The organism is Thalassospira sp. NFXS8 (assembly GCF_040148805.1).
Lineage (GTDB): Bacteria > Pseudomonadota > Alphaproteobacteria > Rhodospirillales > Thalassospiraceae > Thalassospira.
The window spans coordinates 1,134,086-1,156,425 of the sequence record NZ_JAGEMF010000001.1 but is presented as its reverse complement, the minus strand read 5'-3'; the positions used below and the strand labels follow the sequence as shown (position 1 = coordinate 1,156,425).

21 protein-coding genes are annotated in these 22,340 nt (G+C 52.8%); 13 read left to right on the top strand and 8 right to left on the bottom strand.

From position 1 onward, the window contains the following. Positions 1-3: 3 nt before the first annotated feature. Positions 4-1,275 carry an imelysin family protein gene (locus tag J4E05_RS05300; protein ID WP_085589400.1) on the bottom strand — a complete coding sequence of 424 codons (1,272 nt, stop codon included), beginning with the start codon at positions 1,273-1,275 and terminating at the stop codon, positions 4-6. Positions 1,276-1,523: 248 nt separating this feature from the next. Here J4E05_RS05300 and J4E05_RS05295 point away from each other — a divergent pair, with 248 nt between their 5' ends. Then, positions 1,524-2,228, top strand: a complete 705-nt coding sequence (locus J4E05_RS05295) for a cytochrome b/b6 domain-containing protein (RefSeq protein WP_085589402.1) — start codon at positions 1,524-1,526, stop codon at positions 2,226-2,228. Positions 2,229-2,353: 125 nt separating this feature from the next. Here the strand turns inward: J4E05_RS05295 and J4E05_RS05290 are convergent, their stop codons facing one another. Next, entirely contained in the window at positions 2,354-2,815 is a 462-nt protein-coding gene (locus tag J4E05_RS05290) for a c-type cytochrome (RefSeq protein ID WP_085589403.1), read from the bottom strand. Between the two features lie 168 nt (positions 2,816-2,983). On the opposite strand from J4E05_RS05290, the gene J4E05_RS05285 reads away from it, so the two are divergent. The 4 genes from J4E05_RS05285 to J4E05_RS05270 all read left to right on the top strand — a co-directional run bounded on the left by J4E05_RS05285 (position 2,984) and on the right by J4E05_RS05270 (position 6,707). Further along, positions 2,984-4,501, top strand: a complete 1,518-nt coding sequence (locus tag J4E05_RS05285) for an NAD-dependent succinate-semialdehyde dehydrogenase (RefSeq protein ID WP_349593020.1) — start codon at positions 2,984-2,986, stop codon at positions 4,499-4,501. A gap of 445 nt (positions 4,502-4,946) precedes the next feature. After that, the gene (locus J4E05_RS05280; RefSeq protein ID WP_168184843.1) at positions 4,947-5,108 is read left to right on the top strand and encodes an RSP_7527 family protein; all 162 of its coding nucleotides are present in this window, start codon (positions 4,947-4,949) and stop codon (positions 5,106-5,108) included. A gap of 171 nt (positions 5,109-5,279) precedes the next feature. Then, positions 5,280-6,065, top strand: a complete 786-nt coding sequence (locus J4E05_RS05275) for an alpha/beta fold hydrolase (RefSeq protein WP_349593016.1) — start codon at positions 5,280-5,282, stop codon at positions 6,063-6,065. A gap of 27 nt (positions 6,066-6,092) precedes the next feature. Continuing rightward, positions 6,093-6,707, top strand: a complete 615-nt coding sequence (locus tag J4E05_RS05270; RefSeq protein ID WP_085589410.1) for an NUDIX domain-containing protein — start codon at positions 6,093-6,095, stop codon at positions 6,705-6,707. A gap of 20 nt (positions 6,708-6,727) precedes the next feature. Here the strand turns inward: J4E05_RS05270 and J4E05_RS05265 are convergent, their stop codons facing one another. Continuing rightward, positions 6,728-7,480, bottom strand: a complete 753-nt coding sequence (locus tag J4E05_RS05265) for an SDR family NAD(P)-dependent oxidoreductase (RefSeq protein WP_349593012.1) — start codon at positions 7,478-7,480, stop codon at positions 6,728-6,730. Between the two features lie 134 nt (positions 7,481-7,614). On the opposite strand from J4E05_RS05265, the gene J4E05_RS05260 reads away from it, so the two are divergent. After that, positions 7,615-8,007: a hypothetical protein gene (locus tag J4E05_RS05260; RefSeq protein ID WP_139835508.1), complete on the top strand. Its 393-nt coding sequence runs from the start codon at positions 7,615-7,617 to the stop codon at positions 8,005-8,007. 89 nt (positions 8,008-8,096) lie between these two features. Here the strand turns inward: J4E05_RS05260 and J4E05_RS05255 are convergent, their stop codons facing one another. The 3 genes from J4E05_RS05255 to J4E05_RS05245 all read right to left on the bottom strand — a co-directional run bounded on the left by J4E05_RS05255 (position 8,097) and on the right by J4E05_RS05245 (position 11,844). Then, positions 8,097-9,386 (bottom strand): polyhydroxyalkanoate depolymerase, encoded by a 1,290-nt coding sequence (locus J4E05_RS05255; protein ID WP_085589414.1) that lies wholly within the window; start codon positions 9,384-9,386, stop codon positions 8,097-8,099. Positions 9,387-10,063: 677 nt separating this feature from the next. Continuing rightward, entirely contained in the window at positions 10,064-10,195 is a 132-nt protein-coding gene (locus tag J4E05_RS05250) for a hypothetical protein (RefSeq protein ID WP_256359936.1), read from the bottom strand. A gap of 425 nt (positions 10,196-10,620) precedes the next feature. Beyond that, complete coding sequence (locus J4E05_RS05245) at positions 10,621-11,844, bottom strand: TCR/Tet family MFS transporter (protein WP_349593009.1); 1,224 nt, start codon at positions 11,842-11,844, stop codon at positions 10,621-10,623. Between the two features lie 191 nt (positions 11,845-12,035). Here J4E05_RS05245 and J4E05_RS05240 point away from each other — a divergent pair, with 191 nt between their 5' ends. Further along, a complete protein-coding gene (locus J4E05_RS05240; RefSeq protein ID WP_349593006.1) occupies positions 12,036-12,719 on the top strand; it encodes a TetR/AcrR family transcriptional regulator in 684 nt (227 codons plus the stop codon). Positions 12,720-12,746: 27 nt separating this feature from the next. On the opposite strand, the gene J4E05_RS05235 is transcribed toward J4E05_RS05240, so the two are convergent. Both J4E05_RS05235 and J4E05_RS05230 read right to left on the bottom strand, forming a co-directional pair. After that, complete coding sequence (locus J4E05_RS05235) at positions 12,747-13,205, bottom strand: GNAT family N-acetyltransferase (protein WP_349593003.1); 459 nt, start codon at positions 13,203-13,205, stop codon at positions 12,747-12,749. Positions 13,206-13,304: 99 nt separating this feature from the next. Then, positions 13,305-14,297, bottom strand: a complete 993-nt coding sequence (locus tag J4E05_RS05230; protein ID WP_349593000.1) for an AraC family transcriptional regulator — start codon at positions 14,295-14,297, stop codon at positions 13,305-13,307. 251 nt (positions 14,298-14,548) lie between these two features. On the opposite strand from J4E05_RS05230, the gene J4E05_RS05225 reads away from it, so the two are divergent. The 6 genes from J4E05_RS05225 to zwf all read left to right on the top strand — a co-directional run bounded on the left by J4E05_RS05225 (position 14,549) and on the right by zwf (position 22,294). Further along, positions 14,549-15,823 carry an ABC transporter substrate-binding protein gene (locus tag J4E05_RS05225; protein ID WP_349592997.1) on the top strand — a complete coding sequence of 425 codons (1,275 nt, stop codon included), beginning with the start codon at positions 14,549-14,551 and terminating at the stop codon, positions 15,821-15,823. 150 nt (positions 15,824-15,973) lie between these two features. Beyond that, the gene (locus J4E05_RS05220) at positions 15,974-16,897 is read left to right on the top strand and encodes a carbohydrate ABC transporter permease (RefSeq protein ID WP_085589430.1); all 924 of its coding nucleotides are present in this window, start codon (positions 15,974-15,976) and stop codon (positions 16,895-16,897) included. A gap of 1 nt (position 16,898) precedes the next feature. Next, entirely contained in the window at positions 16,899-17,738 is an 840-nt protein-coding gene (locus J4E05_RS05215) for a carbohydrate ABC transporter permease (RefSeq protein ID WP_349592994.1), read from the top strand. Positions 17,739-17,868: 130 nt separating this feature from the next. Next, entirely contained in the window at positions 17,869-19,500 is a 1,632-nt protein-coding gene (locus J4E05_RS05210) for an alpha-glucosidase (protein WP_085589434.1), read from the top strand. 34 nt (positions 19,501-19,534) lie between these two features. Continuing rightward, positions 19,535-20,665, top strand: coding sequence for an ABC transporter ATP-binding protein (locus tag J4E05_RS05205; protein WP_085589436.1), 1,131 nt, complete (start codon positions 19,535-19,537; stop codon positions 20,663-20,665). Between the two features lie 138 nt (positions 20,666-20,803). Beyond that, positions 20,804-22,294, top strand: a complete 1,491-nt coding sequence (gene zwf, locus J4E05_RS05200) for a glucose-6-phosphate dehydrogenase (protein WP_085589439.1) — start codon at positions 20,804-20,806, stop codon at positions 22,292-22,294. Positions 22,295-22,340 lie beyond the last annotated feature (46 nt).

Sequence of the window (22,340 nt, the reverse complement as noted above, 5' to 3'; positions counted from 1 at the left end):
GGATCAGTTGACTGCATCGGGGTTGTCAAGGCTGTCCGAACCTTCAAAGCTGATGCCTTCAAGGCCGATGGCGCCGACGATTTGTTCGATTGATTTGGTCTGGTCAACCAGCGCATCAACGAATTTCTGAACCGCAGCATTGCCTTCATCATTGCCCGCAGCAATCATCTGGTCGAAATGTTCGCCATTATTGGCGCGATCAACCATTGCCTGACCGGCAGCAACCGAGGCGGCCAGCTTGGTTTTGATTTCCTTGTCCAGATCGGCATTGTTGGCGGCAACCAGTTCCGAAAGCGACGGACCTTCAACAACGCTGCCATCGGTGCGGGTGTATTTGCCAAGATAAACGTTCTGAATACCCAGCGCATCGTAGAAATGCGAATTGTGGGTGTTATCCGAGAAGCAATCGTGGCTTTCTTCCGGATCATGCAGCAACAGGCCAAGTTTGGTGCGTTCGCCGCCCAGTTCGCCATAGGAAAGCGACCCCATGCCGGTGATTTCGGCGGTCAGGCCGGTGGCGCCGTTTTCCTGCATTACGTTTTTGCGGGCATCGCCATCATCAGCCCACTGTTCGGACATCCAGGTCAGGTCGGAAACCAGAAGATCGGTTGCGGCTTTCAAATAATCGCCACGACGGTCGCAATTGTCATTGGTGCAATTGTCGCCCTTGGCGTAATCGGTCCAGGAGCGGTTGCCGGCACCGGGACCTGTACCGTTCAGGTCCTGCCCCCACAGCAGAAATTCGATGGCGTGGTAACCGGTGGCAACGTTGGCTTCAACGCCATCAAGTTCATGAAGCTTTTCAAGCAGGTCAGCATCGATGGTCGATGCATCAATGGTTTCACTGCCAATTTTCAGTTCGGGATTGGCAATGACATTGGCGGTATAGGCCGGGTTTTCTTCGCTTTCGCTGCCGTAAAGGTCGCCATCGACATAATCGATCAGGCCTTCATCGAGCGGCCAGGCGTTAACCTTGCCTTCCCAGTCATCAACGATCGGGTTGCCAAAGCGGAAAACTTCGGTTTGCTGATAGGACGGACGGGCGGCAATCCATGCGGCGCGTGCTTTTTTCAAAGCATCTTCCGACGGATTGTCGATCAGGTTGTCTACAGCCGCTTCAAGCGTCTTTGCGGTGGATACAGCGTCGCTGTATCCGGCATGCGCGATATCGGCGTAGGTTTTCATAACGGCATCTGCATCGGGGGCCGCATGTGCCAGCGGCGCACCAAGCACGCCCATCATGGCTGCTGTGCCAAGAATTTTTGAAAATTTCATTGGATTATCTGTCCGTCCCTGTTGGTAGATCAAGTGTATCGCCTGGTAATTGATACTGCTTGTGAGAATGATTTTCAACAAATCAATTGCATTTGCAAATCACAATCGGATGCAATCCAAACCGGTCACCAAATTGTGTGCGGCGCAATATGGATGGTTGAGGCATGATAACCATTGAACATATTAACGCGATTACGGTTTGATTATGCACCGTCAAACCCGGGTAAAACGCATGGCACGAGGCATAGATGCACAGCGATAACGCACAAAAAACACGTATCCGTTTATGGGATTTTCCTGTTCGTTTGTTTCATTGGGCACTGGTTGTTGCCATCGTAACGGCGTGGTGGACCAATCAGGAAGCCATTATCAATATTCATGAACTGGCCGGGTATACCGTTTTAACCCTGGTGCTGTTTCGCATTATCTGGGGATTTGTCGGCAGTTCGAATGCCCGTTTCAAATCGTTTGTCAAAAGCCCGTTTGCCGTTTTGTCCTATTTGCGCAAATTGCCCAAAGGTAGCGAAGAAGAACTGGCCTATGCCGGGCATAACCCGGCTGGCGGATTAATGGTTGTTGTCTTGTTAATACTGGTGGGGGTTCAGGCTTTTACGGGCCTGTTTACCAGCGAGGATACCTTCCTGTTTTTTGACGGGCCGCTGGTAAAATATGTGCCGTCCGGCTTTGCCAGTACGATGAATTACATTCACCACGTTAATATCAACCTGATTTATGTCGCGGTTGGCCTGCATGTTGTGGCCGCAATCGGGTATCTGTTTTTGAAAAATGAAAACCTGATTGGCGCGATGATAACAGGGACACGCAAGGTGCCTGCCAGCATTGCAGGCCGGTTTAATGCCATATCCTTTAAACCGGCCTGGCTGGGGCTGGTGATACTGGTGGTATGCGCCGGGGTTGTGGCCGCTGTTATTACGGTGGCGCGTGCCGGGTAAGCGGGCTTTGGCCACGCCGCCTGGCAATGATTTGATTAAAAAATAAAGGCGGGGCGCATAACGCACCCCGCCTTTGTCATATCAAAATAACGCCGGTCCCTTAAAGGGGGCGTTCATATACCGGGTTATTTGGTGCGGAAATTATCGTGGCAGTCTTTGCACAGCTTGCCCATTTCGCCCATGATCGGCCCCATTGCTGATTTATCACCGGCAACTTCGGCCAGTTTCAGGGCATTTTCCTGCAATTTCGGGAAATGATCGGCGAAATTATCCCAGTCCGTCCAGATGTCAGCACTTGCGGTGGTTTTTTTGGTGGCATCCGGGGTTGCGGTTTTGAAAACATCCGGGCCGGTTGATGCCGAAAAGGCAATGCCTTCGGCCAGCAGGTGTACAACACCCTTGGGCAGGTCGCATTCGCCTTTCATATAGCAGCCCAGCGTGCCCATCGCCCCGCCGATACCTGCCATCATGTGTTCACGTGTTTCAACGGTTGCATTGTCGCTGGTTTCGTCGGCTTGTGCCGGCATGGCGGCAAGGGTCAGACCCAGCGATGCTGTCAGGAGGGCGGTTTTGATAAAATGTTTCATTATTCTCAATCTCTCTCGAAGAACCGGTAAATGATAATCGTTGTGTATGTGTTGTTGCCTGAACGTCCTCTGTGGGCTTAGTGTCCCAGCAGCGGGACAAATAATGGAATCACAACACCGTGAGGTCATCCGCATTGTTCTAAATCTGGCGATAAGGAAACGCCCTGTATGTCGTCCGCCGACCACAATTCTGCGCCTGTTGAGGGAAATGCCCCGCATCTTTCCGGTCTTGATCGTGCTCAGGCACTTATCCGAGACTGGAGTCTGCATAAGGCTTTTATTAACGGGGAATGGCAACGCGCCGATTCTGGTGAAACCATCGAGGTTTTAAACCCCGCCACCGGCAAGCTGCTGGCTGATGTCGCCTTTATGCGCACCAGCGAAGCGCGTCGTGCCATTGATGCTGCCGCCAATGCCTTTCCGGCATGGTCGGGCGCACTGGCAAAGGATCGCGCCATTATTTTGCGGCGCTGGCGCGATTTGATGGAACATTACCTGGAGGATCTGGCCTGTCTGATTACCGCCGAACAGGGCAAGCCGATTGATCAGGCCCGGCGGGAAGTGGTGGGGGCCATTGCCTATGCCGAGTGGTATGGCGAAGAAGCAAGACGCGCCTATGGGCAAACCATGCCCGGCACCCAGACGGATCGTCGTGTATGGGTGCAAAAACAGGCCGTTGGTGTGGTTGCCGCGATTACACCGTGGAATTTCCCGTTGACGATGGTGGTGCGCAAATGTGCGCCCGCCCTGGCTGCCGGGTGTAGTGTGGTGGTGAAACCGGCCGAAGATACCCCGCTTTGCGCCCTTGCGGTGGCAAAACTGGCCGAAATGGCGGGTTTCCCCAAAGGGGTGTTTAACGTGGTTACCGGCAACCCCGTGCCAATTGCCCAGGCCCTGACCGATGATTTTCGGGTGCGGATGTTGTCCTTTACGGGGTCCACCCCGGTTGGCAAACGCCTGATCGTGCAATGTGCCGATACGGTTAAAAAAACGGCGATGGAACTGGGGGGAAATGCCCCGTTTATTGTGATGGACGATGCCAACCTTGACGATGCCGTTGCCGGGGCGATGATTTCAAAATACCGCAATAGCGGCCAGACTTGCGTGTGTGCCAATCGTATTCTGGTGCAAAACGGCGTTTATGATGCCTTTGTTGAAAAATTCATTGCGGCCACCCGAGCCTTGCGTATGGGGAACGGTTTTGATGCGCAAAGTGACATTGGTCCTTTGATTAACAGCCGCGCCGTCGCCAAGGTCGAACGATTGATGGCCGATGCCAAACGTCGGGGGGGTGTTTTTCATGAAGGTGCGGAAAAACCCGATACAGGTTATTTCGTTCGGCCCACCGTCATTACCGATTTGCCAATTGATGCCGCCTGTTTTGAAGAAGAACTGTTTGCCCCTATTGCCCCGATTTACCGGTTTGATACCGAGGCCGAGGCTATAAACCTTGCCAATCAGGTGAAGGGTGGTTTGTCATCCTATTTATATAGCCGCGATATTGGCCGCATTCACCGCATTGCCGATGCCCTGCAAACCGGTGTGGTCGGCATTAATGATGGCACCACATCACATGAAGGTGCGCCTTTTGGCGGTGTAAAGGAAAGCGGCCATGGTCGTGAAGGCGGTCATTGGGGGCTTGATGAGTATCTTGAGGTGAAATACCTCAATATTGCCCTTACCTGAGGTGTTTTAGCCATGCAAAATTGGTTGGGGTCGCATTCGCGACTCTAATCCTGCGATTCGTAGTCATTTTATCGGTGAATTGGTGATAATGACCGGGGCGTGATGGTTATTTTCCTGAAATTTTCAAAACTTAAAACCTTCTGTGTCCCTTTTGTTTCAAGGGATACAGAAGGTTTGCCTTAATGTTAAGGCAGGTCTTGGGCGGGTTCGGTTTTGCGGCTGTAAAAAGAATGAGCAAGTTGAACACCTTATTTGTCATGAGACAAATTCTGCCAAACTGCATGACCCGATTGTGTTTGATGTAAGTCAACCTATGCATGGAATACATGGGTGGGCTGATAAAACTGATCTCGTCGTTTTGCAATATCTCAACTACATGGAGATCAGAACATAACGACATCGCAATCGGGGCGCTTTTCGCCCCTGTCTTTGAAAGGATAAAGTCATGCGTCGTAACGAACAATTTGATCTCGTCGCGTTGCACCGTGAAGCTGAAAAACTCCGCGCACAGACCATGCGCAAGGGTTTCCAGGCACTGGTACGTATGATTGCTGGCCTGTTTGGCAGCAAGGGCGTTCCCCATGGTGGTCACCACGCTGGCGTATAATATGACGCAGCACAGCCGACGAACAAACGACCCTAAAGACGAATTTTAAACACCCTTGCATTTCACGATGCAGGGGTGTTTTGCATTTTGGCTCTCGGGTGCTTGCCTTTGCCGTGATGGCGGGCCATTCTGCGCCAAATTATTGTTATTCCATTTTGGCAAGGAGGCCCGATGAAACTGGCGCATTACGCCTTTGGCGATGAAAACCGCGATAATGGTACGCTGGTTGTTTTGCATGGCCTGTTTGGGCAGGCGCGCAACTGGACGGCGATTGCCCGTCGTTTGGCCGAAAAATACCATGTCGTTACGGCGGATTTGCGTAATCATGGCCGGTCCGACTGGGATGACGCCATGACCTATGACGCAATGGCAGGCGATATTGCCGAATTAATTGGTGATATTGATAATGGCCCGGTGCATTTAATTGGTCATTCGATGGGCGGCAAGGCTTCGATGACGCTGGCTTTGTCCGATCAGGCCGATCTGATTGCGGATTTGGTGGTGGTGGATATTGCGCCGGTTCCCTATGATCATGATTATACCGGTTATGTTCGTGCCATGCGGGGCGTGGATTTTAATGCCGTTTCGCGCCGTGCCGAGGTGGAAGACGCCCTTGCCAGCGATATACCGGAAAAAGGCGTGCGGCAGTTTCTGGCGCAAAGCGTTGCGACAGATAAGGAAACCGGCAAAATGGCCTGGCAGATTAATATCGACGCCATGGCAAGCCATCTTGGCGATATTACCGGCTGGAAAAACGCCGATGATGCCCGGTTCGATGGCGACACCCTGTTTATTGCCGGGGCCAATTCGCATTATGTTGATATGGAAAAACGCGATCACATAAAATCGTTGTTTCCACGGGCGGCTTTTACCAGCATTAAAAACGCCGGGCACTGGGTGCATGCTGAAAAACCCGAGGCTATCTTGCTAACCTTATCGGCGTTTTTAAACCGCTGATCGTTCACCGCCCTAAAGGTTTGTCATATGACGGATTTCCCTGCCGCCTGGACCCGGTTTGATAACGACCATATTCGCATGGATGGTGTCGATTGCCTGTCTGACAACTGGTATCACCTTTATCGTGTCCGGTTTGCCCTTAAGCGGCGCGATGGCGACTGGCAGGACCAAAACCGTGAAACCTATGACCGGGGCAACGGGGCGGGGATTTTGCTGTTTAACCGCGAAAATCGCACCATTATCCTGACCCGGCAATTTCGGATGCCGACCTTTGTGAATGGCAATGAAACCGGCATGTTGATCGAGGTGCCCGCCGGCGTGTTAGATGATCGCGCGCCCAACGCCGCGGTTATTGCCGAGGTCGAGGAAGAAACCGGTTATAAAATTGGCAAGCCGCGCCAGGTTTTTGATGTGTTCATGAGCCCCGGCTCTGTCACGGAAAGATTACACCTGTTTGTCGCCGAAATTACCGCCGATCATTTGCAGGGCGACGGTGGTGGAAAATATGACGAGGGCGAAGATATCAGCGTGCTGGAAACCCCGTTTGACGATGCCATAACCATGATCGCCGATGGACGCATTCGCGACGCCAAAACAATTATGCTGATCCAGTATGCCCAGCTAAACGGGTTGTTTGACTAGGGGCAGGCTATTTTGCGGGCTCACCATTGAATGGGGCTGCCATCATAGGCGAAAAAACCGCCCGATTGATCGCGTGTCAAAAGGGAAATGACATTTAACATATTGGGGGTGGCCTGCTGTGGGGTTTGTACAGCAAGGCCGCTTTTGGCAAATGGTGCCGATAAACCGGTATCAACTGTGCCAGGATGCAGGGCAATACAGATGGCATCGCGCCTTTTACGGGCCAGTTCCACCGCCATGGTTTTAACCAGCTGGTTCAAGGCGGCCTTTGCCGCACGATACCCGTACCAGCCGCCGATATGATTATCGCCAATGCTGCCCACCCGGGCCGACAGGGTGACAAAGGCGGATTTTCCCTGTTTTGCAAGCAACGGTAAAAAATGCTTCATCAGCAGGGCAGGCCCAATGGCGTTGATGGCAAAGTTATGAGCCATACTGGCCGGGTCGATCTGGCGCCAGGTTTTTTCGGGTTGAAAATCATCGTTATGTAAAAAGCCGGTGGCATCGATAACCAGCCGCACATCGCCCTGTTGTCGGGCAATGTGGCCTGCGCATTGTTCAATACTGGTTTCGTCTAACAGGTCAAGGGGCGGGGTGCTGCTGCGCGACAGGCCGATAATCTGCGAGAACTGTTTTGTGTCGGCCAGATGTTGGGCAAAAGCCCTGCCGATACCGCCGCTTGCCCCGATAATCACGGCAATGCCACCGTGTTCAAAACTGTTCATCTGAAACGATGAAGGCGCGTGGGCAATGGATGGTGTTTGTTTCGTCATTGGGGCCTGCCTTGCAAATGTGCATGGGGTGTCATTCACGGTACGGTGCAAATGCCTTGCCGGTTTGCTGTTCCCGATTTTTGCGACAGCGGCGTCAACATCGAACAGTTTAACCAGAACAGTGAAAGGCCACGATGATGGCATATGTTTTTACCGAAGCCCAAAACCCGTTGGAAGTTGCCGAACGTGAATGGTGCAAGGCAGATCCGGTCATGTTTACCAAATTTACCTCGTGCATCGGCATTATGGGGGTGAAGGACAACAGAGTGATTGGCGTTCACCTGACCATGATGGGAACAGACGACGAATGGGTAACCAATGCCAATATTGATCAGGCCGTTGCCCTGCTTGACGGGGCTGCCAACCCGATTGTCATTGGCCAGATTCAGGTTTGGCAAGATACCCCTCAGACCCGGGATGTCTATCAGCACTTGCTTGCGACGCTAAATCCGGTCAACGAATACCCGCTGGCACAAGGGGTCTATGGCGGTCAGGTTGATAATGGCGAAGTCGAGATTTTATATTAAACGCCGGCACTAAATCTTCAGGTTGATCTTGCCTGAGAACGAAAAAAGCCGCCCGGGTGATGGGGCGGCTTTTTATGTGTTGGAAACTGTTATTCCGCAGCTTCGACTTTTGGTTTGGCAGGGGCGCTGTTGGCACCTTTGCCTTCATGGTCATGGCGGCGGATGAAATCCTTGACGCGCGGGCTGATTTGTTCGCGCCAGCGCCGCCCGTTAAACACGCCATAATGCCCCACGCCCTTTTGGACGTGGTGCATACGCATATTATCGGGCAAGTTGCTGCATAATTTATGTGCCGCCCGGGTTTGGCCCATGCCGGTAATATCGTCGCGTTCACCTTCAACCGTTAACAGGGCGGTTTTGGTGATGGCTGACGGGTCCACCGGAATCCCCTGCCAGCGCATGGTGCCTTTGGGGAGTTGATGTTCAAGGAAAACTACCTTCAGGGTTTGAAGGTAGAATTCGGCACTCATATCCATGACCGCCAGATATTCCTGATAAAAGGTACGTTTGGCATCCGCACTTTCGCCGTCGCCTTCAACCAGATGCGTGAACATGTCGTGGTGGGCGGCCAGATGGCGGTCCCAGTTCATGCTCATGAAACCGGCAAGCTGCATGAAACCGGGATATACCCGACGCATGACACCTGCATGGGGCAGGGGCACGTGCGAAATAACGTGGCGTTCAAACCAGTCCAGTTCGTGTTGCTGGGCGAATTTATTAACCTCGGTCGGGTTTTCACGGGTATCGACCGGGCCCCCCATCAATGTCATGGAGGCGGGCTGGCACGGTTCGTTGCCAGCCGCCATAAGGGACGTCGCCGCCATCACGGGAACCGATGGCTGGCACACGGCAATCATATGTGTGTTCGGGCCAAGATGCCGTAAAAACCGCATCAGATAATCGACATAACTATCAAGGTCGAAATGACCCAAATGCACGGGAACTTCGCGGGCATCGACCCAGTCGGTAATGTAAACATCGTGATCGGGCAGCATGGTTTCGACCGTGCCGCGCAGAAGCGTTGCAAAATGGCCCGATAACGGGGCGACAATCAACACGCGCGGATCATCGGGTTGCTGTTTCAAATGGGCGGTTTCGCGTTTGAAATGCAACAGACGGCAGAATGGCTCAGCATACACCACTTCTTCGGTGATCGGCACGGTTTCCCCGTCGATAACGGTGGTATCAAGGCCAAATTCCGGTTTGCCATAGCGGTTGGTGATGTGGGTAAACACATCAAATGCGGCGGCAGTCGCACGGCCAGGCTGGGTATAGGACCAGGGATTGACCGGATTGCGCATCCATTTTTTGCCCATGTCGGCGGCAACGCGCAAAGGGCTTATGGTTGCATGTTGCAATTCGTAGATGTGATAGAGCATTCAATCTCACTCCCCGGCCAGGCTGTTATTAAAAATTACGGGAGGCTCTGGCCGTTTTAATCCCTGCATGTCAGTTGTGGTTGATAGCGCCACAATTCAATTGGTGTGGTTTGAATTGCTTTAATTCAAAAACCTTATTGTTGTTACCGTATGATGAATTTATGACTGTTGTCACTGATTCAAACGAAGATTAGCCTTGATGTCGAGTGAAATTTTGCGGTGCAGCGCAAGTTGTTGCAATGCAACAGAAGTTCGCGTCCGGTTTTTTACCCGTTTGGACCTGTGTCGGCACCAGCCGGTCAAAAAACTGACTCGGGCTGTTAAGGCGTCGGTTTTTATTTCAAATCGAATGGCCAGGTACTAAACAATACAGATGTGATCGATGCCGACATTTGCATGTTTATTCCGGGGGATGGCGGGCGTGATGGCATGTTATTGTTGCCAAGCCTGTTATGACCGGCAAATGCAAGGTGCCGGGCAAAGACCGTGATGTGTGCCGTGTTATGCCGCAGATAAAAAAACACCGCTGCCGTGGGGAACGGACAGCGGTGCCAGTTGCGCGGTTGTAAAGGATTTGAACGGGACGGGCGGAACAACGGCAAACGGGGAAGGGGTGCGGGGTTGTCTACCGTTGGGTATGGGAAGCCGTCCCGTTCAAAACTTTGAAGAACGTGCGGTTAGATCAGACCCCGAAGGGTTTGCGCCATGCCCAGTGCAATAACGAACAGGAAAAACCCGGTACTGCCGACAACGGCAACAGTGCTGCATACATCGTTAAGGCGACGGGGATTCTGAAGTAATTTCATCATGGCTGCGACCTCCTTGATCTGTCTGAAGTCACTCTATTGTTCTGATTTTGTTCCATCAAGAACAAAATCAGAACAAAAAATGATTTTCGATTTATGTTTTTGTTTTTAAACGATTTTGTGAAAAATGTTTTTTGTTTGTTCTCATCGGTTCTGCCTCAAAAAGAACGGATTTTACAAAAGACTCGGCAATTTCGACAATGAAAACGGGGCAAACATGTTTCTGTTCTGTGCGTTTCGGGTGGCCGTAATGCAGAACGTGAAACATGTGAAAGGCGAATGGCCATAAAGTGCAGGGGATGAGGCCGGTTTGATGATCGGGAATATTGCCCGGCGTAAGGCCGGGCAAGGGTGTTTCAACTGGCCGAAAATATAAAGGGCGACAGGGGTTAGGGCACAGATCCGATCAGGATGGCGCCATGGCGTGATTACGCCGTGCGGGGTTTCGCCGACGGGCTGGTGCGGCCCTTGCGGGTGCTGAAAATGACCATCGGCACCGCCAGGGCATAGATTGCCACAACACTTAACCAGATAGCGCCAGGCCATGTTTTTTGAACCAGCATGTAAAATGCCGAAAATGCCAGTGGACCAATGACAGTTGCCAGGCTGGTCGCGGATGTCAGCACACCCTGTAATTGACCCTGCCGGTCGGGGGTAACCTTGCGGGTGGCCAGTGCCTGAAAGGCCGGGGTGCCGATGCTGGCCAGGGCAAATATCGGCATGATGGCAAAAATGATCCATCCTTGCCGGGCAAAGGCCATAACAAGCAGGGCAAGGCAGGCACAGCAAATACCGGCAATAACGGCCCCGCGTTCGCCCAAAAGCCGTGTGGCCGGGCCAGGCAAAAAGGCCTGAACCAGTGTTTGACAAATGCCAAACATTCCCAGCGACAAGCCGATCCACAAGCCATTCCATTGAAATGTATCGGCCCCCCACAGCGCCCAGCAGGTGCCATAGGCCTCGCCTGTACCGCTTAGCAGAAAAAAGACCAGTACAACGGGCAAAAGCCCGACCATGGAAAACACCCAGCGTAACGGTGCCAGCGGGTTAAACGTGGAAAGCGGGATTTTTTGCCCGGTTTTGGGGCGGGTTTCAGGCAGGATGAAAAAGGCCAGGATAAAATTATACCCATTAAGAATTGCCGCAGCGATGAAGGGCAGTCTTACCCAGGAATCCCCCAATACACCGCCTAAAACCGGGCCAATAATAAAACCGGCACCAAACATGGCGTTCATCAGGCCAAACCGGCGTGCGCGGTCTTTCTCGGCGGAAATATCGGTGATGTAGGCCGATGCGACCGAAGCATTGGCACCGGTAAGCCCGGCAATCAGACGGCCAAGCAACAACATCCATAGATGCGGGGCAAAGGCCATGATCGTGTAATTGATCGCCGCCCCCGCTAGCGAAACCAGAAGAACCGGCCGTCGCCCCAGATTATCGCTAAGCGCGCCAAGAACCGGGGCGAAAATGAACTGCATGACGGCATAAAGCGACGTCATGATGCCGATATAGAACGCCACATTTCCGCCCTGTGTGACCTCCGATAGCAGGCGGGGCAAAATCGGAAAAACAAGGCTGATGCCCACAGCATCAAGGCAAAGGGCAAAATATATGACAATCAGGGGGCGGTTGGCATTCGGGGATGGTTTCATAAACGGGGCCTTTGGGCGCAAAACATAAGAAATAGCCGCAGTGATGTTTGGCGATGGTACGTGCCGGGTGTTGCGGTATTTTTATGTACTTGATCAATAAATGTACTAAGTACAATTTATTTGCGCCCGAATGAATGCAGAGTCAATATTGAATGTGTACTCGGTACAAAAACGGGTTTATCAATGTCGGCATGGTAGAAAAAACAGACCCCGCATCATTATCGTCATCATCGGCCCCGCAGGATCGCCGGTCGCGCAAACGCCTGGCGACACGACGCAGTATTTCCCAGGTGGCAGACCGCCTGTTTCGCGAACGCGGGTTTGAAAATGTAACTGTTGACGAGATTGCCGCCGCCGCCGACGTGGGCCGCATGACCGTGTTCAACCATTTTCCGCGCAAAGAGGACATGTTCTTTGACCGGGATGAAGAAGGGCGCGAAGCCTTGCGCGGGGCATTGTTAAACCGCGCCCCCGGTATTGCCCCGGTCGAGGCGCTGCGCCTTTTGGCGCATCAACTGGTGCAAGAACAAAGGCCTTATGTTCAGTTCTCCGCCCTTAGCCAGCCCTTTGTTGAAACCATCGAACGCAGCGAAACCCTTAAGGCCCGTGCCCGCGCCATTCGCAGTGAACTGGAACATGAAGTGGCAACTGCGATGGCAAAAGGCGTTGGGCGCCCCCCGACGGACCCGGATGCATTTCTGGCGGCCAGCCTTTTACTGGCAGGATGGTCGGTTGCCTTTGTCGAAGGGCATCGCACCTTTCGCAAGACACAGGATTCCGGAAAGGCAACCGCGCTGTTCCTGACGATTATCGATAAAGCCACTGTCGGAATACAGGCTGCATTGGCAGATACACCTTATGCGTCATCGTCCTGAACCTTGCTTTCGGATCGTATTTTGCCGTCAGCTTGAATGTGGACCGGGGTACCAGACATATTGGGTATCAAGTTCGTCCGATGAAACTGGTTCAAAGCCACAGCTTTGATAGAACGTGTTTGCCGGGCTATTCTTTAATGCCATCAGGCGAATGGGTAACATGTGTGACTGGGCTTCGTCCTTTAACCCGTCAATGATGCGTCGGCCTATGCCTGCACCCTGGAAGTTTGGCAGAACATAGAGGTGATCAAGATATAGGTGGTCGGTTCGCTGGCGAACGACGAAAAATCCGGCCATTTCGCCGTTTTTATAAATGATTTGTGTATCGGCGGCCAGGAACGAGGCCAGAAATCTGTCTCGTGCCCGCTGCGGGTCAAACCGTCCAGCAGCCTCCAGGCTGGGGCGCATCGCCACGACCCGAAGTTCTGCCAATCGATCTGCGTCTGTTTCATGTGCAGCTTCGATGTGAAATTGATTTTGCAGCATAACGATCTTTCCGTATTGCCCTGTTGCTGAACGCTATAGGCCCGCGTTTTATGCCAGATCAGGCAAGTGGGGCAGGCCTAAGGTGATTTTCTGGCGGTGTCAGGCGATTTCTGCGGGCACACCTTTAAGTGGAATGCATTTGTCCGACGCAACACCATCGGTTTCGCTGGGCAAGGGGCGGGCAGGCACGGCACCAATTTTGGCATCGGGCATTGGCGGGTGGTCGGGAAACTGGCCGTGAATGCGGATATTATCGCGGTAATCGCGGGCCGATTTGCCACGATACTGGCGAAAGCGCCGGTTAAAATTCGACAGGTTGCTAAACCCGTTATGCTCGGCAATGCGATAGATCGGCCAATCGGTACGTGATAGCTGCACACAGGCGCGCGAAATGCGATATTCGTTCATATATTCCACCACACTGCGCCCGGTATAACGTTTGAATAGGCGATAAAAGCTGCTTTCGCTTACGCCGGCGACATTGGCCAGGGCGGCAACGCGCAACGGTTCGGCATGGTGGGCATGGATAAAGGCAATGGCGCGGTCGATGCGCAGTGAATCACTGCCGCCATCTGTATCGTTGCCAAAGGATGCCGATGCCAGCGGGCCATCAATACCGCCGAGCAGGGTTTCAAGAATTTCAATGATCAACATAAAACGCTGGCGCGGGCTGGCATCATCAAGTTTCGGGGCGATGGCCTGAATTTTGGCAACGGTTTCGCTGGTAAACGATAATCCGCGCCGGGCTTGCTCAAACAGGCTGTAAAGATCGGAAAATTCAACGAAATCGCGGGTCAGGTTTTCAACCCATTCCTGTGACAGCCACAAAACATAAACTTCGATCTGTTCGCTGTCAGACAGGCGCTGGCATTCCCACAAATGCGGCAGGTTGGGGCCAACCATGGCAAAATCCACGCCGTCAAACGCCTGGCGGTGGTCGCCAATCAGGCGGCTGCCCCGTGCGTTTAAGGTCAGGGTCAGTTCATATTCCGGGTGCTGGTGCCAGTTACAGCGAAAATCGTCCCACACATAATGGAAATACCCCCATGAATATCCATCGGGGTTGGTAATGCGTTCCTGTACGATCCGCACTGGAGCCTCCTGCCATTTATGTTGTCTTTTGCAGAATAGTATCATCCTTTAAAGGATATGACACTTTGAAAAGGCGTGAAGGGGCGTATCCTTTTTCCATTCGGCGTTGTCTTGGCCTGAATGATATTTCCCGCCCGGCGGGAACAAATGCAAACCGGATGACGTAAAAATATCCGGGTCAATAAAAGGGCCAGACCTGAAAAACAGGCCGTTTGCCCGGGAAAACCGATAACCATCATAGGGAGGAATGAATGACCCTGATCCAGAAGCTGCTTGCAGGTGCCGGTGTGGCAGGTGCGATTTTTGTCATGGCGGGCCCGGCACAGGCCGCCAAGCTGGCAATTTCGTGTGGCGCTGTCGGCCAGGAGCTAAGTCTTTGCAAGGAAGGTGTTGAAGCCTGGTCGAAAAAGACAGGTAACGATGTTGATGTTATTTCCACGCCCAATTCATCGACCGACCGGCTTGCTCTTTATCAGCAGATGCTGGCATCGGGTTCGTCAGATGTGGATATTTTCCAGATTGATGTCATCTGGCCGGGCATTTTAGGTAATCATTTCATCGATCTGAACGATTATATGGCCGATGAAGCCAAAGCCCATTTCAAGCCGATTATTGAAAATAACACTGTCGATGGTCGCCTGGTAGCCATGCCATGGTTTACCGATGCCGGTGTGCTTTATTACCGCAAGGATCTTTTGGATCAATATGGTGAAAAAGTTCCTGAAACATGGGACCAACTGACCAAAACCGCACAGAAAATTGAAGAAGCCGAACGCAAGAACGGCAATGACAAAATGTGGGGCTATGTTTTTCAGGGGCGCGCCTATGAAGGGCTGACCTGTAACGCGGTTGAATGGGTTGCGTCCTATGGGGGGGGCACCATTGTTGAGCCGAATGGCGATATTTCGATTAATAATGACAAGGCCAAACAGGCCATTGCCACGGCAGCAGGATGGATCGGCACGATTTCGCCAGATGGTGTTCTGGGATATGACGAGGAAGGTGCCCGGGGTGTGTTTCAGTCGGGCAATTCGGTTTTCATGCGCAACTGGCCCTATGCATGGGCGCTTGCCAATTCCGCCGACAGCCCGGTTAAGGGCAAAGTTGGTGTGGCCCCCTTGCCCAAAGGCGGGGACGACGGACAATCTGCCGCGGCCCTGGGCGGTTGGCAGTTATCCGTTTCCAAATATTCCAAAAACCCCGAACTGGCGGCAGATCTGGTGAAATATCTGACATCCTATGACGAACAGAAACGCCGGGCGATCAAAGGGTCCTATAACCCGACTGTGGCTGATCTGTACAAGGATAAGGATGTGCTGGCCGCCAACCCGTTCTTTGGCGATCTTTATGAAACCTTCACCCATGCTGTGCCACGGCCATCAACGGCAACGGGCACCAATTACAACAAGGTTTCCAACGATTTCTGGCAGGCGGTACATGCCACCCTGTCGGGAACGCAAACGGCAGACCAGGCATTGCCCGCCCTTGAGCATAAGTTGAAACGGACCCGGCGTTCCGGCTGGTAAGGCAGGAACCGGGGGTATTTCCATGTGGGGGCCGGCCCCTGAAATACCTCCTGGTTGCCCTCAGACAATGATCATCGGGCCATTTTAAGTGGCATGGTACAGGCCGCCCGAAAACCGGGCCGTCTTCCTTAAAATGCAAGAGCATCTGTTATGGCGCATGCTTCGTCTTTAACGCGGTCCAGGCGGCGGTCAGCATGGATTTTCCTGATCCCGATGCTGGCTATTCTGGCGGTGGTGGCCGGGTGGCCGCTTCTGCGTACGTTCTATTTCGGGTTTACCGATGCCAATTTGTCCGACCTCTCGAGTTACAGCTTTATCGGCATTGAAAATTTTTATGCCGTTTATGACGGCGAGGCATATGGCCTGCTGATAGACCCCGAATGGTGGCAGGCAGTTTGGAATACCCTGTTTTTTAGCGTGATTTCCGTTTCGCTGGAAACGGCACTGGGCATGGTTGTGGCCCTGGTTTTAAACCAGAACTTTCGCGGGCGCGGTCTGGTGCGCGCAGCGGTGCTTATCCCCTGGGCGATTCCCACCATTGTTTCAGCACGGATGTGGAACTGGATGCTGCATGACCAGTTTGGCATCATCAACGACATGCTGATGAAACTCGGTATTCTTTCGGCCCCCATCGCCTGGACGGCCAGCCCCGATTGGGCCATGAGCGCGGTTATTCTGGTTGATGTCTGGAAGACCACGCCTTTTATGGCCTTGCTGATTTTGGCAGCTTTGCAAATGCTGCCCGGCGATTGTTATGAAGCCGCCCGGGTGGATGGCATTCATCCGGTGCGGGTGTTTTTCAAGGTGACATTGCCATTGATTAAACCGGCGGTGATGGTGGCGGTTATTTTCCGCGCGCTGGATGCCTTGCGGGTGTTTGACGTGATTTATGTTTTAACGCCCAATAACCCCCAAACCACCACCATGTCGGTGTATGCGCGCCAGCAACTGGTGGATTTTCAGGAAGTTGGTTATGGATCGGCGGCGTCAACATTGCTGTTTGTCGTGATCGCCTTTTGCATCATGGCCTATATCATGATCGGGCGTGTCCGCCTTGATGAGGGGGGGCATTGATATGAACGCGAAAGCCCGGAAATATCTTCGTAAAGCGGCCTTTTGGCTGTTGGTCGCAGTGATTGTGCTGTTTGCCGTGTTTCCGTTTTATTATGCGATTTTAACATCGTTTGAAACCGGATCGGCTTTGTTCGAAGTGAACTATCTGCCCGAAAGTTTCAGCCTGATCAATTATATATCCGTGTTTAAAGGTCAGCCGTTCGGGCACAATATCTTTAATTCCATCTTTGTCAGTTTTCTGGTGGTGGCCCTGTCGTTATTTCTTGGTGTTACGGCATCCTATGCGCTGGCACGGGTGAAGTTTGCCGGGCGGGGCTTGCTGTTAATTACCATTTTATCGGTGTCGATGTTTCCGCAGGTGGCGGTTTTGTCGGGCATGTTCGAACTGATCCGCGGTCTTGGCCTGTATAACAGCATGTTCGGGCTGGCCATTTCCTACATGATGTTAACCTTGCCCTTTACGGTGTGGGTGTTAACCGCCTTCATGCGCGATTTGCCCCGCGAACTGGAAGAAGCTGCCGTAATGGACGGGGCAACCCCGTGGACAGTCATTCGCCGGGTGTTTTTACCCGTAATGTGGCCCGCCATGGTGACCACCGGGTTGTTGGCCTTTATCGCGGCATGGAACGAATTTTTATTCGCCCTGACCTTTACCCTGACCGACGATAAACGCACCGTTCCCGTCGCCATTGCCCTGATATCAGGGGCCAGTCAGCATGAAATGCCATGGGGCAATATTATGGCGGCATCGGTGATTGTGACATTGCCCCTTATTGTGCTGGTACTGATTTTTCAGCGGCGGATCGTTTCGGGCCTGACGGCCGGGGCGGTTAAGGGATGATCTGACATACATATATCACAGGCAAAAAATTGCCTTTTTACCAACGATGATAAGGCCCGGCCGGGCAGGGAACAGCATGCTGCCTGACCGGGAAGATCTGACGAGAAACAAATTCCAGGATGTTTAAAAAATGGCTTTGACCGGTGATGTTAACTGGTGGCGCGGCGGTGTTTTGTACCAGGTTTATCCGCGCAGTTTTTTTGATTCCAACAGCGACGGTATTGGCGATTTGCCCGGTATCTCGCAAAAGCTGGAATATATCGCCGATCTGGGTGTTGACGGGATTTGGCTGTCGCCGTTTTTTACATCGCCCATGAAAGACTTTGGCTATGACGTTGCCAATTACCGCGATGTAGACCCGATGTTTGGCACATTGGAGGATTTCGATCATCTGGTGGAAAAAGCCCATGGGCTGGGCCTGCGTGTGACCATTGATCAGGTATTATCGCACAGCTCGGATGCGCATCCGTGGTTTCGCGAAAGCCGGTCTTCAATCGATAATCCGAAATCGGACTGGTATGTGTGGGCGGACCCCAAGCCCGATGGCACGCCGCCTAATAACTGGCTGTCGATTTTTGGCGGGTCAGCATGGAAATTTGATACCACCCGCCAGCAATATTACATGCACAATTTCCTTGCCAGCCAGCCGGATTTGAACTTTCACAACCCCGATGTGCAGCAACAATTGCTTGACGATGTTGAATTCTGGTTGCGGCGCGGGGTGGATGGTTTTCGGCTTGATACCGCCAATTTCTATGTTCATGACAAACAATTGCGCGATAACCCGCCGTGGATACCGGGCACACATCGCCCCGAAGGCGCGCCAAAGGAAAACCCCTATACGCGGCAAATGCATGTGCATGACAAAACCCAGCCCGAAAACCTGGCATTTTTGAAAAAGCTGCGGGCTGTTTTGGACAAATACCCTGGTAGCACCACGGTGGGCGAAATCGGGTCGGATAATTCACTGGCAACGATGGCGGAATATACTGCCGGGGGTGATAAACTGCATATGGCCTATACCATCAATTTGCTGGAAAGCCCGCTTGAGGCCGGGCTGGTGCGCGGTATGCTGGTCGATGTATTTCGCGAACTGGGCGATGGCTGGCCGTGCTGGGCGGTGAGTAACCATGATTTCGTGCGGGTGGCTTCGCGCTGGGGCAAGGATAAAGGCGGGGATAACGATGCCCGCCTGCGCATGATCCCCGCCCTTTATACATCGCTTCGCGGCACGCCGTGCATTTATCAGGGTGAAGAACTGGGCCTTGAAGAAGCCATTGTCCCCTACGAGCAATTACAGGACCCATACGGCATTGAAATGTGGCCTGAATTTAAAGGGCGCGATGGCTGTCGGACCCCGATGCCGTGGCACAATGCCAATGTGGCCCATGGTGGGTTTACAACATCGGATCAGCCATGGTTGCCCGTGCCGCAGGATCATAGTGCGTTGTCGGTCGCCAGCCAGATAGATGACCCGGATTCCCTGCGCAGTTTTTATAAAAACCTGCTGACATGGCGCAAAAACCACCCGGAAATCATTCAGGGCGATATCGAAATGCTGGAACATAGCGAGGATGCCATCATCGGGTTTGTTCGGATGACCGGCATTGTTCGCACCATTTGTGTTTTCAATGTCACGCCCGATGCCGTTACCACCACCTTGCCCGGTCCGTCTGCGGGTAATTGTTCGCTTAATACCGGTTCGGTATCGGGCGATCGGTTGTCGCTGCCGGGCTGGGGTTTTTATTTCGGCACAATCTGACGACCCTGATAATCAAAAACTGGGAGGATACCCGATGGCAGATGTGGTTTTAAAACAGATACGTAAACGCTTTGGGCCAATCGAAACCATTCACGGGGTCGATCTGAATATTCGTGATGGCGAGTTTTGTGTTTTTGTCGGGCCGTCTGGTTGTGGCAAATCAACATTGCTGCGCCTGATTGCCGGGCTGGAAGATATTAGCGATGGTGAACTGCGCATCGGTGGCGATGTTGTTAACGATACCGTGCCCAAGGATCGCGGTGTTGCCATGGTATTTCAGTCCTATGCGCTGTATCCACATATGTCGGTGTTTGAAAATATGGCCTTTGGGCTGGATTTGGCGAAACACAGCAAGGACGAACAAAATGCACGGGTGATGGCGGCGGCCAAAACCCTGCAACTGGAAGAATTGCTGGACCGTAAACCAAAGGAACTGTCGGGCGGGCAGCGCCAGCGCGTGGCAATTGGCCGGGCGATTGTGCGCAAACCGCGGGTGTTTTTGTTTGATGAACCCTTATCGAACCTGGATGCCGCCTTGCGGGTGCAAATGCGGATCGAACTGGCAAAACTTCATGAAAAATTGAACACCACAATGATCTATGTGACGCATGATCAGGTTGAAGCCATGACCATGGCTGACAAAATTGTGGTTTTGCGCGCCGGCACGGTGGAGCAGGTGGGCACGCCGCTGGAATTATATCATTATCCGGCAAACCTGTTTGTTGCCGGTTTTATCGGTTCGCCAAAAATGAACTTTATTTCGGCTAAAATCACGCAGGTTTCGCAACAATCTGTTACGCTTAAACTGGAATCCGGTAAAGAAGTGTCGTTACCCGTTGATGGCAGTGGTCTTGCCACCGCAGATCGTGTAACAGTTGGCATTCGACCGGAACATTGCAGCATTGCCGATCAGGACACGGCGCTGTTTACCGGGACGGTCGAAGTGGTCGAACATTTGGGCGAAGCAGGTTTGGTCTATGTTCGCACCGGATCGGACGAATTGTTTGTTGCCAGGGTTGCCGGGGATACCGCAATCAAAACCGGGGAAACCGTTGGCATACAGGCAGCAGAACAGGATTGTTATGTGTTCGATACCGCGGATATGGCCAAAAGGCGGCTGGCAGTGGATAATGCACCATTGAAAGCCCAGATGGCACTGAACTAGCAGGGATTGACATGCCCTGCGCACGAAAACTTTCGTGCAACCGCATGCCAGCCGGAGCCGCAAAACGGTTCAGGGTCCCACCTTGGCAGCGGGGAGGACAACGAGTGAGAGCAGTTCGCTTGGAAGGCGCAAGTCAATATGAAGAAACAAAGGCTTAAACATCGCATAGCCGACATTGTGATTTTCGGTGGGACCGGAGATTTGGCGCTACGCAAATTATTTCCCGCTTTATATGAAATGGAGCGGACCGGGCGTTTTGATGATGAAACCCGTATTTTCGGCGCATCGCGCAGCGCGCATAGCGACGAGAATTTCCGGGTGAAATTGCTTGATGCCGGGAAAAAATATATCCCCGAAGGCGAATTTGACCAGGTGATCTGGGACAAGTTTGCCAGCCGTGTTGCCTATATTCAGGTTTCGGCAGGGGATGCTGAAGGGTTTACCACCCTTCATGAACGCCTGAGCGACGCGCCCGACCGCGACCGGGTTTATTATTTCTCAACCAGCCCCAGCCTGTTTGCCGATATGGCCTTTAACCTGCAAAAGGCAGGTCTGGTGACGCCCAATTCGCGTGTTGTTCTGGAAAAACCGCTGGGTCATGATCTGGAAAGCTGCCGCGAAATTAACGGCCAGATTGGCGAGGTGTTCGAAGAACACCAGATTTTCCGTATCGACCATTATCTGGGCAAGGAAACGGTGCAGAACCTTTTGATTTTGCGCTTTGCCAATGCGATGTTCGAACCGTTATGGAGCAGCGCCCATATCGACCATGTGCAGATTACAGTGGGCGAGGAAGTTGGCGTTGAAGGGCGCTGGTCCTATTACGACGATGCCGGTGCAATGCGTGACATGGTGCAAAACCATATGTTGCAGCTTTTGTGCCTGGTCGCGATGGAGCCGCCCTATGTGCTGGACCAGGATGCCGTGCGCGATGAAAAGGTAAAGGTCCTGAAGGCCCTTAAACCGATCAACGATACCAATATCGACCAGAACACCGTACGTGGCCAGTATCGTGCCGGGGCCGTTGGCGGCAAGGAAGTGCCGGGTTACCTTGAAGAAGAAGGTGCCAATACCGACAGCACCACCGAAACCTTTGTTGCTCTGCGCTGCGAAATTAATAACTGGCGCTGGGCCGGGGTGCCGTTTTACCTGCGTACCGGTAAACGCCTGCCCAAGCGGCATTCGGAAATTGTTATTCAGTTCCGCGATGTGCCGCACCAGATGTTCCCGCTGGCAAAATCCATGACCAATTATCAGGCCAACCGGCTGGTGCTGCGCTTGCAGCCTGATGATGGCATTCATCTGGTTTTGAACAATAAAAACCCGGGGCCGGGCCTGGTCCGGTTGCGGCCAACTGCCCTTAATCTTTCCTTTGCCGAGGCCTTTGGCGCACGCAGCCCCGATGCCTATGAGCGTTTGTTGCTAGATGCGATTGATGGCAACAACACCCTTTTTGTCCGCCGTGACGAACAGGACATTGCCTGGCAGTGGGTTGATGCCATTCAGGAAGCCTGGGAAAACAACCATATTGCGCCCAAAGGCTATACATCAGGGACGTGGGGGCCATCGGCTGCCATTGCCCTGATTGAACGCGATGGCCGTACCTGGAATGAAGAAGCGGTGTTTTGATTAAAGTATAGGGCAGGGCTGCTTTGCGGCCTTGCCCCTTGCGGTT